Raw genomic sequence first — 12,839 nt, forward strand, 5'->3', positions numbered from 1 at the left:
GTCCGACAATAGTGTACAGACGGACATATTTCTTACATAATAAAAGTAGTATAAAGCTTTTATAAAATGATTGTTATTTTACGGAATAAGAGGTGGATACAATTGAATTTAAGTGTTACAAATAGTCCTTTTACAGAAGGACAAGCGGCACAAATTAATGAACTCTTACAAACACTTACACCTGAACAAAAGGTATGGTTAAGTGGATACTTAGTTGCTAACCAACAATTAACGTCAAATGGAACTGTACCATCACAAACAGGTTCAAGTTCAACAAATGCAAATGGTCTAACTGAAGGCACAGAAGCGATGCTTCAACAAAACGAACCTGTCATCACGCCGGAGAAACGAGCAATTACACTCTTATATGGTTCTGAAACAGGTAATGCACAAGGGTTAGCTGAAATATTTGAAGAACGCTTATCAAATATAGGTCATAACGTGACATTGAAAGCAATGGACGATTTTAAACCTAAAAATCTAAAAAATGTTGAAGATTTATTCATTATCACTTCTACTCAAGGTGAAGGGGATCCACCTGATAATGCAGCTGAATTACATGAGTTTATTCATGGTCGAAAGGCACCTAAACTTGAAGGTGTGAGATTCTCAGTTCTAGCATTAGGGGATCAAACGTATGAATACTTCTGTCAAACAGGTCGTGACTTTGATAGAAAGCTAGATGAATTAGGTGCAGAACGTATATATGATCGTGTGGATTGCGACGTTGATTATGAAGAAGATGCTGAAAAGTGGATGGCAAATGTAATCAATGCGATTGATACTGCACCAGAAGGCACTCAAAATGAACAAATTGTAAGTGAATCAATTAAGTCTGCAAAAGAAAAGAAATTCTCTAAAGCAAATCCATATCAAGCAGAAGTCTTAGAAAATATTAACCTTAATGGACAAGGTTCAAATAAGGAAACGAGACATATTGAATTTCTATTAGATAATTTCGGTGAAGATTATGAAGTTGGAGACTGTTTAGTCGTTCTACCTCAAAATGACCCAGCTTTAGTTGATTTATTAATTAGCACATTAGGTTGGGATCCAAATGATCAAGTTCAAATTTCAGATGAGGGTGACACATTAGGATTAGAAGAAGCCTTAACAACTCATTTTGAAATTACGAAGTTAACGGAACCGCTTCTTATCAATGCGGCGTCATTCTTTGAAAATGAAGAACTTAATGAAAAAGTTGAAGATAATGAATGGGTTCAAAGTTACATTGAAGGTCGTGACTTAATCGACTTATTAAATGACTTTGCGACAACAGAACTTCAACCAGAAAATTTATATCAATTATTAAGAAAATTACCACCTAGAGAATATTCAATATCTAGTAGTTATGAAGCGCTACCAGATGAAGTGCATATTACAGTTGGGGCGGTTAGATACAACTCACATGGACGTGACCGTTCAGGTGTATGTTCAGTTCAATTTGCTGAACGTATTCAACCAGGTGACACTGTTCCAATTTACTTGAAACGCAATCCAAACTTCAAATTCCCTAAAGAAGGTGACACACCAGTTATTATGATTGGACCTGGTACAGGAGTTGCACCATTTAGAGCATATATGCAAGAAAGAGAAGAACATGGATTTAAAGGTAATACTTGGTTATTCTTTGGTGATCAACACTTTACAACAGACTTCCTATATCAAACGGAATGGCAAGAATGGTTGAAAGATGGCGTGCTAGGTAAAATGGATGTTGCATTCTCAAGAGACACTGATGAAAAAGTATACGTCCAACATCGTATTGCTGAACACAGTAAAGAATTTAATGAATGGCTTCAAAAAGGTGCTTCAATTTACATTTGTGGTGATGAAAAACATATGGCGAAAGATGTACATCAAGCTATCCGCAATGTTTTAGTGAAAGAACAAAACTTATCTGAAGAAGATGCTGAAGCCTACCTTAAACAAATGAAGAAAGATAAACGTTACCAACGCGATGTGTACTAATAGAAAGGGTGGTACTTAATGGCTAAGACAAATAAGCAAATGTCAGAAGAACTTGATAAGAAGCTAGATGCTTTAGAGTATTTAAAAGACGAAAGTAATTATTTACGTGGGACAATTGAGCAAGGCTTAGCAGACCCACTTACTGGTGCTATTTCAGATGATGACACTAAATTATTGAAATTCCATGGTAGCTACCAACAAGATGATAGAGATTTACGTGACGAACGTCGTAAGCAGAAATTAGAACCAGCATACAGCTTTATGATTCGCGTGCGTCTACCAGGAGGAACAGCTACACCTGAACAATGGATTGCCATGGATGACATTTCTAATAATTATGCCAACCAGACGCTGAAATTAACAACACGTCAAACTTTCCAATTTCACGGCATTTTAAAAAGAAATTTAAAAACATCTATGAAGAAAATTAATGAGTCTGTACTTGATACGATCGCGGCATGTGGGGACGTGAATCGTAATACAATGTGTAATCCTAATCCATATCAATCTCATATTCATAAAGAGATTAATGACTATGCAACTAAAATCAGTGACCATCTATTACCTAAGACCAATGCCTATCATGAAATTTGGTTAGATGGGGAGAAAGTATTAGATTCTTCAGAAGAAATTGAACCAATGTATGGTAAGAAATATTTACCACGTAAGTTTAAAATTGGTATTGCCTTACCACCATCTAATGATATTGATGTCTATTCACAAGACATCGGACTTATCGGTATCGTTGAAGATGAAACACTCGTCGGATTTAATGTCACAGTTGGTGGCGGTATGGGTATGACGCACGGAAATACAGATACGTACCCACAAGTTGGTCGTTTAGCTGGTTTCGTTCCTAAAGAACAAGTCGTTGATGTTTGTGAGAAAATCTTAACAATTCAACGTGATTATGGTAATCGTGAGAACCGTAAAAATGCACGATTCAAATATACAGTTGACCGCTTAGGTGTGGATAAAGTTGTAGAAGAACTAAATACACGTTTAGGTTGGGAAATTGAAGAAGCACGTGATTTTGAATTCGAACATAATGGCGATCGTCTAGGTTGGATAGAGGGCGACGAAGGTGTTTGGAATTATACATTATTCATTCAAAATGGACGTGTTAAAGATACAGAAGATTATCAATTAAAAACGGCATTACGAAAAATTGCAAAAACACATACGGGCGACTTCAGATTATCTCCTAACCAAAATTTAATTATTGCAAATGTAACTCCAGAGAAAAAAGAAGAAATTCAAAATCTTATCGATCAGTATGGTTTAACAGATGGTAAAAATTATACGGGATTAAGACGTAATTCGATGGCATGTGTTGCGTTCCCAACATGTGGATTAGCGATGGCTGAGTCAGAACGTTATTTACCATCATTAATCTCTAAGATTGAAGACTTATTAGATGAAGCGGGTGTGAATGATGAAGAAATCACAATCCGTATGACTGGATGTCCAAATGGTTGTGCTAGACCAGCACTTGCAGAAATTGCATTTATAGGCAAAGCACCTGGCAAATATAATATGTATTTAGGTGGTGGCTTCAAAGGTGAACGCTTAAATAAATTGTACAAAGAGAATATCGGAGAACAAGAAATACTTGAAAGTCTACGTCCAATTCTTATGGATTATGGTAAAGAACGTCTTGAAGGTGAGCATTTTGGTGACTTTGTCATACGTTCAGGTGTTGTTGCTAAAGTTCATGGAGGACAAGACTTCCATAGTTAAAGTTTGAGATAAGTTGTTTTAAACGGGGGTGACAACATGGGGAAAGTGTATTTAGTAGGAGCAGGACCTGGTGATCCTGATTTATTAACTATCAAAGGTATGAAAGCCATTCAAATGTCAGATGTGATTTTATATGATCGCTTAGTCAATAAAGACATTTTAGATTTAGCTAAACCGGGGACAAAGTTCTTTTATTGTGGCAAAGACCCGAATAGACATTCATTACCGCAAGAAGAAACGAATCGAATGTTGGTTAATTTAGCGAAAAAAGGACATGTTATCACTCGTTTAAAAGGTGGTGACCCGTTTGTCTTTGGCCGAGGTGGTGAAGAGGCAGAAATATTGGCACAACATCAGATTGCATTTGAGATTGTGCCTGGTATCACTTCGGGTATTGCTGCACCAGCTTATGCAGGCATTCCTGTCACGCACAGAGATTATAGTTCGTCAGTTGCTTTTGTGACAGCAGTTAATAAACCTGGTATGTCTAAAGATGATTATTGGGCACATTTAGCGCATGGTCCAGAAACACTTTGTGTTTATATGGGTGTTAAACGGTTACCAGAAATTTGTGACCTACTTATTGAACATGGTAAATCAATAGACACGCCTGTCGCACTTATTCATTTAGGAACGACGACTTCTCAAAAAACAATTGATGGCACGTTAGGTAACATCGTTGAAAAAGCGTCAGAAATAAAAAATCCCGCTATGATTATTATTGGCGATGTTGTCCAAATGCGACAAAAAATTAGTTGGTTTAAAGAACAAACTACGGATTTAGAAATGACCTTACCTTAATTATTAAAAATAAGAAAGAATAATCATAAAAGGAGGATACAATATGAGCAATATGCCACTTATGATTGATTTACAAAATAAAAAGATAGTCATTGTTGGTGGTGGGAAGGTAGCAACTCGACGAGCAAAGTCATTAGTTGAATACTGTTCTCATGTTCATATTGTTAGTCCTTCAATCACCAAAGAATTACATACTTTATTTCAGCAACAGCGATTGACTTGGGCTGAAAAAATGTTTGAACCACAAGATATTAGTCACGCATTTCTAGTTATTATTGCGACAAATCAACCAGAGGTAAATCAACATGTTAAAGATAATTTGCCAGAAGGTACATTATTAAATCACGCTGCAGATGCTTCAGCGGGGAATGTGACGTTTCCTAGTATGCTTAGACGTGGCAAATTGACTATTAGTGTATCTACAGATGGTGCAAGTCCTAAACTAGGTCGACAAATTATATCGACATTGCAAGACACCTACGATGAACGTTATGAAAGTTATATCGATTTTTTATATGAAAGTAGACAACTTATTAAAGCATCAACGATAGAGCCATCTAGAAAGCAAGCGTTATTACAACATGTATTATCTGAGGACTATTTGGATGAGGAGAAACAAAAAGAATTCAAGCGATGGCTTCAATCACAAGTTTAATGTCAGGGGGCATGTGATATATGAGAAAATTATTTATATTTGCATTAGCTGGTTTTTTAGCCCAACTTGTTGATGGTTCACTTGGCATGGGATTCGGTGCCTCATCATCATCAATATTATTAACTTATGGTATTGCACCGGCCATTGTATCGGCGACTGTACATTTTTCAGAAATAGCTACGACTGCTGCATCAGGAACATCACATTGGAAATTTGAGAATGTGCATAAGCCTACCATGTTAAAGTTAGCTATTCCAGGTGCTATAAGTGGATTTATTGGTGCAGGTCTACTTACACAAATACATGGAGATTATATTAAGCCATATATCGCATTGTTCTTACTTTCAATGGGTATATATATTTTGTATCAATTTTTATTTAAACGAAATAGAGAAATTCATACACATGTTGGTAAGTTGAGTGGTTTCAAACTTGTGCCTCAAGGTGCTATCGCCGGATTCTTAGATGCGATTGGCGGAGGTGGCTGGGGACCAGTAAATACACCTTTGTTATTAGCTAGTCATAAGATCCAACCACGATATGCAATTGGTACTGTATCGGCGAGTGAGTTTTTTGTAACATTATCAACGTCATTGAGTTTCATCATCTTCTTAGGTATTACTCAGATTAATTGGTGGTTTGTTATTGCGTTAAGTGTCGGCGGTATGATTGCAGCACCTATCTCTGCATATTTAACAAAGATATTACCAATTAATATTCTAGCCATTTGTGTTGGTGGCTTAATCATCTTCACAAATAGCAATGCATTAATGACTTATTTCGTACACGATGACACAATTTCAAATATTGTAAGATTCGCAATTATTTGTGCGATTGTGATACTTGTTATTATCACTGTGATTCGCAACAAAAAATTGTCTTTTTCTTGAAAATAAAACCGAGTAAACTAATCTAATTAATTGGAAAAGGAGTTATCAATAATGACAACACATGAACAGATTATTAATTATACGATTAAACCACATGGTGGTACATTAATTAACCGCGTAGTAGAAGGTGAAGAAAGAGATCATCTTTTAGAAGCAGCACAATCATATAAAGTGATTACTTTAAATCCTTGGTCAATTTCTGACTTAGAATTAATCGGTATTGGTGGTTTTAGTCCGTTAACAGGATTTATGGGTGAGGCTGACTACACTAAAGTTGTTGAAGATACACATCTTGAAAATGGATTAGTGTGGAGTATTCCGATTACGCTACCTGTTTCTGAAGAAGAAGCGGATAAATTAGAAATCGGTGATGACATCGCATTATACGGTGAAGATGGCGAATTATATGGCACATTGAAATTAGAAGAAAAGTACACATATGATAAGAAAAAAGAAGCTCAAAATGTGTATGGTACGACTGACGAGGCACATCCAGGTGTTAAAAAAGTTTATGACAAGGGGAATGTTTACCTTGCTGGACCGATTCAATTAATTAATCGACCTAAACATGATGAGTTCTCTGATTTCCATTTAGACCCAGCAGAAACACGTCAATTATTCCATGATTTAGGATGGAAGACTGTCGTTGGATTCCAAACAAGAAATCCTGTACATCGTGCGCATGAATATATCCAAAAATCTGCATTAGAAATTGTAGATGGTCTTTTGCTTAATCCATTAGTAGGAGAAACGAAATCAGATGATATTCCAGCGGACGTTCGTATGGAAAGTTATCAAGCTATCTTAAAGAACTACTTTCCTAAAGATAGAGCGCGCTTAGTCATTTATCCTGCGGCAATGCGTTATGCTGGTCCACGTGAAGCAATTCTACATGCCACAGTACGTAAAAACTATGGTTGTACGCATTTCATTGTTGGACGTGACCATGCAGGTGTGGGCGATTATTACGGCACATATGAAGCTCAAGAATTAATTTCTCAATTTGGAGATGAACTAGATATTCAAATATTGAAATTTGAACATGCATTTTATTGTGAAAAATGCGGCAACATGGCTACTGCTAAAACATGCCCGCACGACGCATCAGAGCATGTACATTTAAGTGGTACTAAAGTAAGAGAAAAGCTTAGAAATGGTGAATCACTACCTACAAAATTCTCTAGACCTGAAGTAGCTGAAGTCTTAATCAAAGGGTTAAAACAAAATTAATTCGGAGGGATTTAGCATGAGTCAATCAAGTAATATTACATGGCATGATTCTGAAGTTACTAAGTCAGATAGACAACAACAAAACGGTCATAAAAGTGTAGTGATATGGTTTACAGGATTATCAGGATCTGGAAAATCAACTGTATCAGTAGAACTTGAAAAAGCTTTGTTCCAATTAGGAAAACATTCTTATCGACTAGACGGCGATAATGTTAGACATGGTTTAAACAAGAATTTAGGCTTTAGTCCAGAAGACCGTAAGGAAAATATTCGACGCATTGGTGAAGTAAGTAAATTACTTGTAGATGCGGGAACAATTGCTATAACAGCATTTATTTCGCCTTACAGAGCTGATCGTGATGAAGTTCGTGAAATTTTAGAAGATGGAGAATTCATTGAAGTTTACACAGAGTGTAGCGTGGAAGCATGTGAACAACGTGATCCTAAAGGTCTTTATAAAAAAGCACGTTCTGGTGAAATAAAAGAATTTACTGGTATAAGTGCGCCGTATGAGGCACCACATCAACCAGAAATTACGATTAATACAGAACATCAAAGTGTAGAAGAATCAGTAAGTACTATTATTAAATATTTGAAGAATAAAGGAATTATTTAAAAGTATTCTGCGTGTTGTCAGTCTTTTTCAAGATTGATAACACGCTTTTTTTGCATATCGTCTTAAATTAAAGTCAGATTTTTGATAAAATTATGAAAACGTTTTCTATATAAATGGAGAGCGTATTACGATATAAGGGGGAATTCACATGCAAGGGGATAATATGTGGTTAACAATAATGGGGATAATCATTATCGGCTCAATTGTTGGACTTTTAATTGCAAAAAAGATTAGTCCAGTCGTCGGTATGATTTTAATTCCTAGTATTGGTGCTTTGCTATTAGGATACGGCATTAAAGATTTAGTTAAATTCTTTAATAGTGGTTTAGAATCTGTGATGAGCGTAGTCATCATGTTTATCTTCGCAATTATATTCTTTGGCATTATGACTGACAGTGGATTGTTCAAACCTATTGTCAAACGACTTATATTAATGACTCGTGGTAATGTGGTCATTGTCTGTATTGTCACAGCATTGATTGGTATGTTTGCACAATTAGATGGTGCAGGTGCTGTCACTTTCTTATTATCAATTCCTGCATTATTGCCACTATATAAAGCTTTAAATATGAACAAATACTTATTAATTCTTTTACTAGCAATTAGTGCCGCAATTATGAATATGGTGCCTTGGGGCGGACCAATGGCGCGTGTTGCTTCTGTATTGAAAGTGAAAAGTGTTAACGAATTATGGTATGGCATCATTCCAGTACAATTGATTGGCTTCGTGTTAGTACTTATCTTCGCAACTTATTTAGGGTTTAGGGAAAAGAAACGAATTAAGAAGGCAATCGATAACGGTGAAGTAGAACCTACATTAAACATTGATATTCATCGACTTGTGAAAAATTATGAACGAGATCAAGACATTAAGTTTCCAGTAAGAGGACGCGCGCTCAAACATGGTTGGGTAATTTGGGCCAATGTACTGTTGACGATTATCGTATTAGTTATGATGTTAGCTAACGTTGCACCGCCAGAATTTGCTTTTATGATTGGTGTTGCAATTGCATTAGTGATTAACTTCCCAAATGTGGATGAACAAATGAACCGTCTAAAGGCCCATGCACCAAATGCATTAATGATGGCCGCAGTTATTATAGCAGCAGGTATGTTCTTAGGTGTTTTAGAAGAAACAGGTATGCTAAAGTCAATTGCTTTAAATTTCATTAAGATTATTCCTGATGCCGTTGGACCATATTTACATATCATTGTCGGTTTCTTCGGTGTTCCACTTGATTTACTTACAAGTACAGATGCGTATTACTTCGCGTTACTTCCTATAGTAGAACAAACTGCAAGTCAATTTGGTATTAATCCAGTTTCAACAGCATATTCAATGGTAATCGGTAATATTGTAGGAACATTTGTAAGCCCGTTTTCTCCTGCATTATGGTTAGCTATTGGTCTTGCTGAGGCAAACATGGGTACATATATTAAGTATGCATTCTTTTGGATCTGGGGATTTGCGATTGTGTTATTAGGCATAGCAGTATTAATAGGTACAGTTACAATTTAAATGACTCGATTTAGTACGTTGTTAAAAGATCTAAATTGAATAATTAAACTCATATTCCTCCTTATAAGCATGTCGCTAATGTCTTATAAGGGGGATTCGATTTTTATCATTATTATTATAAAAAATACTTCCAAAATATCCTCGCCAAACTTTGAAAACGCTTCATAGTTCCCACTTTTCATGAAATAAAACATCTTTAAAATTATCAGATATTTTACAAGTCGAGTATATACACTGTTGATTAATATAGTATAAGCACTGTCATAGAAGTGTTTTTATAATTGTAATATAAGTCTATGTTTATTACATGCAAAGTAAAATTATTATGATTCATTTACAAACCCTTAACATTCCACACAAACCCTTGTGTGTCTGTTAGAGTATGTCTTGTCGTTATTTAACGAGGAAAAAATTTCTTAAAACTATTTTGAATCAAATTGATTTGAAATTTCTAATATGTCAATTGCAGGTAGCCACGAGAAAAAATAAGCTTTAAACATTCTAGGAGGATATTTTATTATGAAAAAGATCGCTACAGCTACAATCGCAACAGCAGGTATTGCAACATTCGGATTAGCACACCAAGATGCAGACGCAGCGGAAAATAATAATGGATATAACCCTAATGACCCATATTCATATAGTTACACTTACACAATTGACCAACAAGGTAATTATCATTATGAATGGCAAGGTAACTGGAGCCCATCTCAAGCTCAACAAGGTGGTCAACAAAACACTGGCAACCAAGCAGTAAACAATACTCAATCAAACAATAACTACAACTATAATTACAATAACAATCAATCAAACCAAAACACTCAATCATACACAGCAAACAATAATGCTGGCGGTGGTTTAGGTGCTAGTTATTCAACTTCAGATCGTAACGTTAAAGTCACAACTCAAAACGCACCAACTACACAATCAACTAGTTCAAGTTCTAGTAGCGAAGCATTAGCTGGTAAATCAAGTGGAGGTTCAAACCTTTACACTGCAGGTCAATGTACGTATTATGTATATGACAAAGTAGGCGGTAAAATTGGTAGCACTTGGGGTAACGCAAATAACTGGGCAACTGCAGCAGCTGCAGATGGCTACACAGTTAATAACACACCTAAAGCAGGTGCAGTAATGCAAACATCTCAAGGTGCATACGGTCACGTTGCATACGTTGAAAGTGTAAACGATGATGGTTCAGTTAAAGTTTCAGAAATGAACTATAATGGTGGACCTGGTGTCGTTTCATCACGTACAATCTCAGCTAGCCAAGCTGGTTCATACAACTACATTTCATAATTTGAAATAACTTTTAACCACGATTCCTTATCATGCGGAGTCGTGGTTTTTTCTTTTGAGAAAAGACTGTGACAAGATAGGGCTTCGTGTGATTGAAGCCCAAGCATAAAGGGAAACATAATATAAAGAAAAAGAATACTTAAAGAATATTATGTTTAATTGTGAAGGAGGGTGAGTAGAGATGATGTTTGATGTAATTAAGTGGATTATATTAGCTCTAATTGCTATTGTAACTATTGCGATTATTTGTGGCCTAATTTGGGGTTCATTATTAGAAGAACGAGCATATGATAAACGCTCTAAAAAAGAAAAACGAAAAGAAACTGAGAAAAATTTAGAAATGGCAAAAGGTCATACTGATGATAAAGGCGTAGATGGTGACTATGAAGACGCGCCAACTAAAGAAGGAACACTCAAAGATGAGCATATAAATCATCGTGAGAAATAATGATTATAAAACCCTTGGAAGATGCTATATCAAGCATACTTTCAAGGGTTTTTAAATTGAAATTGATGAGAAATAAATTGAAGAGTAAGGTTGAATGTTCACATTTTATTTACATTTAATATCTCAATTTTTCTTCAATTCTATACTTTTAGCATCTGCAAGTGATAAACTATGTATGTTAAAAAAATCACAATAATTTTCAGAAAAGTTAGGAGCTTTCATCATGCTACTGTTTGTAGTAGAAATCATCATAATGATACTGGCTATTATATTAGGGCTTCGCACAGCTGGTGCATTAGGGTGTGGTATCTTCGCCATTGTGGCACAACTCATTATGATTTTTGTTTTTCAATTGCCTCCAGGTTCAGCGCCTGTCACTGCAGTTTTAATCATTTTATCTATTGGTATCGCAGGTGGTACTTTACAAGCTACAGGAGGAATAGACTATTTAGTCTTTCTTGCTTCTAAAATTATCGAGCGTTTCCCGAAATCCATTATTTTTATCGCACCAATGATTGTCTTTCTGTTTGTATTTGGTGTAGGTACCGCAAATATTGCGTTATCTTTAGAACCTATTATTGCTAAGACTGCTGTTAGAGCAAATATCCAACCTAAACGACCACTCACCGCATCTGTTTTGACTGCAAATTTAGCCTTATTATGTAGTCCTGCAGCATCGGCAACAGCTTATATCATATCAGTAATGGCTGGTTACCATATATCAATGGGACAATATTTAAGTATTGTATTACCTACAGCGATTATTACGATGCTAATGTTGAGTGTCTTTTGTACATTTGTGGGTCGTAAGACAAAGGTCACTGCAAGTGAAATTGCACATACGCCTGAAGTGTCAGTCAAACAATCATTTACAACGAAAACCAAATTAGGCGTAGTTGGATTTTTATTATGTGTTGCAGGTATATTAACTTTTGGTATTTTTCCAAATTTAATGCCTTCATTTAATGTTGATGGTGAACAAGTTAAAGTAACTATGACGGAAATCGTCCAATTCTTTATGTATTTGAGTGTCGCAATTAATTTATTAATGATGAAGATTAACACGAGTGATATATTGTCATCTAATATTGCGCAATCAGCTATTGGTGCACTCTTTGCAGTACTTGGTCCAGGTTGGTTAGGTGCTACTGTATTTAATGCACCGCAAAATTTAAAAATTATACAAGACGATATTGGACAAACAATTCAATCTATACCTTGGCTAGTCATTGTCTTAGTTGCCATAGTGTCAATGATCGTTATCTCGCAAACTGCAACAGCCTCCATTATGGTGCCGATTGTCATGAGTATGGGTATTCCACCAATGTATTTCATTGCAATGGTTCAAACGCTTAATGTCAATTTCGTCATTCCAGCACAGCCAACATTATTATTTGCAGTTAATCTAGATGAGACCGGACGCACACGTGCAACAAGTTTTATTATTCCAGGGTTCTTTGCGATTGGTGTATCAATCGTGGTTGGATTCTTAATTAAATTTTTATTGGGATTATAGATTATAAGACCACTAATTTTGGGCAAATGCTCAAAGTTTAGTGGTCTTTTTTTGAAAATAAACAGGTATTTTAAAAGAATTCAAATAAATATAAATTCACAATAACAGTATTATTATGCAAAATTAATGCAATATAAAATTTGTTAAATACGTT

At 35.6% G+C, this 12,839-nt stretch carries 11 protein-coding genes; all 11 read left to right on the forward strand.

All coding sequences use genetic code 11. The features are described 5' to 3' along the window. Positions 1–102 precede the first annotated feature (102 nt). The 11 genes from SBL16_RS06240 (at position 103) to SBL16_RS06290 (ending at position 12,685) form a co-directional block, all read left to right on the forward strand. A complete protein-coding gene (locus tag SBL16_RS06240) occupies positions 103–1,971 on the forward strand; it encodes an assimilatory sulfite reductase (NADPH) flavoprotein subunit (protein WP_107611270.1) in 1,869 nt (622 codons plus the stop codon). Between the two features lie 18 nt (positions 1,972–1,989). Next, complete coding sequence (gene cysI, locus SBL16_RS06245; protein ID WP_107611271.1) at positions 1,990–3,711, forward strand: assimilatory sulfite reductase (NADPH) hemoprotein subunit; 1,722 nt, start codon at positions 1,990–1,992, stop codon at positions 3,709–3,711. A gap of 36 nt (positions 3,712–3,747) precedes the next feature. Further along, the gene (gene cobA / locus SBL16_RS06250) at positions 3,748–4,512 is read left to right on the forward strand and encodes a uroporphyrinogen-III C-methyltransferase (RefSeq protein ID WP_107611272.1); all 765 of its coding nucleotides are present in this window, start codon (positions 3,748–3,750) and stop codon (positions 4,510–4,512) included. 43 nt (positions 4,513–4,555) lie between these two features. Then, positions 4,556–5,167 (forward strand): NAD(P)-binding protein, encoded by a 612-nt coding sequence (locus tag SBL16_RS06255; RefSeq protein ID WP_107611273.1) that lies wholly within the window; start codon positions 4,556–4,558, stop codon positions 5,165–5,167. Between the two features lie 20 nt (positions 5,168–5,187). Continuing rightward, a complete protein-coding gene (locus SBL16_RS06260) occupies positions 5,188–6,057 on the forward strand; it encodes a sulfite exporter TauE/SafE family protein (RefSeq protein WP_011274744.1) in 870 nt (289 codons plus the stop codon). Between the two features lie 51 nt (positions 6,058–6,108). Further along, complete coding sequence (sat, locus tag SBL16_RS06265; RefSeq protein WP_107611274.1) at positions 6,109–7,287, forward strand: sulfate adenylyltransferase; 1,179 nt, start codon at positions 6,109–6,111, stop codon at positions 7,285–7,287. 16 nt (positions 7,288–7,303) lie between these two features. Then, positions 7,304–7,903, forward strand: coding sequence for an adenylyl-sulfate kinase (cysC, locus tag SBL16_RS06270; RefSeq protein WP_107611275.1), 600 nt, complete (start codon positions 7,304–7,306; stop codon positions 7,901–7,903). A 148-nt stretch (positions 7,904–8,051) separates the two neighbouring features. After that, complete coding sequence (locus SBL16_RS06275) at positions 8,052–9,422, forward strand: CitMHS family transporter (protein WP_107611276.1); 1,371 nt, start codon at positions 8,052–8,054, stop codon at positions 9,420–9,422. A 519-nt stretch (positions 9,423–9,941) separates the two neighbouring features. Beyond that, a complete protein-coding gene (locus SBL16_RS06280; protein ID WP_107613230.1) occupies positions 9,942–10,721 on the forward strand; it encodes a CHAP domain-containing protein in 780 nt (259 codons plus the stop codon). Positions 10,722–10,902: 181 nt separating this feature from the next. Beyond that, positions 10,903–11,169, forward strand: a complete 267-nt coding sequence (locus tag SBL16_RS06285; RefSeq protein ID WP_107611278.1) for a hypothetical protein — start codon at positions 10,903–10,905, stop codon at positions 11,167–11,169. 223 nt (positions 11,170–11,392) lie between these two features. Continuing rightward, positions 11,393–12,685 carry an anaerobic C4-dicarboxylate transporter family protein gene (locus SBL16_RS06290; RefSeq protein WP_107611279.1) on the forward strand — a complete coding sequence of 431 codons (1,293 nt, stop codon included), beginning with the start codon at positions 11,393–11,395 and terminating at the stop codon, positions 12,683–12,685. Positions 12,686–12,839: the final 154 nt, after the last annotated feature.

The organism is Staphylococcus sp. NWU MK-U1 (assembly GCF_033283505.1).
Classification (GTDB): Bacteria; Bacillota; Bacilli; order Staphylococcales; family Staphylococcaceae; genus Staphylococcus; species Staphylococcus haemolyticus.

Coding starts and splice junctions, on each gene's coding strand:
- SBL16_RS06280 (WP_107613230.1), top strand. CDS start 9,942: ATGAAAAAGATCGCTACAGCTACAATCGCAACAGCAGGTATTGCAACA.
- cysC (WP_107611275.1), top strand. CDS start 7,304: ATGAGTCAATCAAGTAATATTACATGGCATGATTCTGAAGTTACTAAG.
- sat (WP_107611274.1), top strand. CDS start 6,109: ATGACAACACATGAACAGATTATTAATTATACGATTAAACCACATGGT.
- cysI (WP_107611271.1), top strand. CDS start 1,990: ATGGCTAAGACAAATAAGCAAATGTCAGAAGAACTTGATAAGAAGCTA.
- SBL16_RS06255 (WP_107611273.1), top strand. CDS start 4,556: ATGAGCAATATGCCACTTATGATTGATTTACAAAATAAAAAGATAGTC.
- SBL16_RS06290 (WP_107611279.1), top strand. CDS start 11,393: ATGCTACTGTTTGTAGTAGAAATCATCATAATGATACTGGCTATTATA.
- SBL16_RS06260 (WP_011274744.1), top strand. CDS start 5,188: ATGAGAAAATTATTTATATTTGCATTAGCTGGTTTTTTAGCCCAACTT.
- SBL16_RS06285 (WP_107611278.1), top strand. CDS start 10,903: ATGATGTTTGATGTAATTAAGTGGATTATATTAGCTCTAATTGCTATT.
- cobA (WP_107611272.1), top strand. CDS start 3,748: ATGGGGAAAGTGTATTTAGTAGGAGCAGGACCTGGTGATCCTGATTTA.
- SBL16_RS06275 (WP_107611276.1), top strand. CDS start 8,052: ATGCAAGGGGATAATATGTGGTTAACAATAATGGGGATAATCATTATC.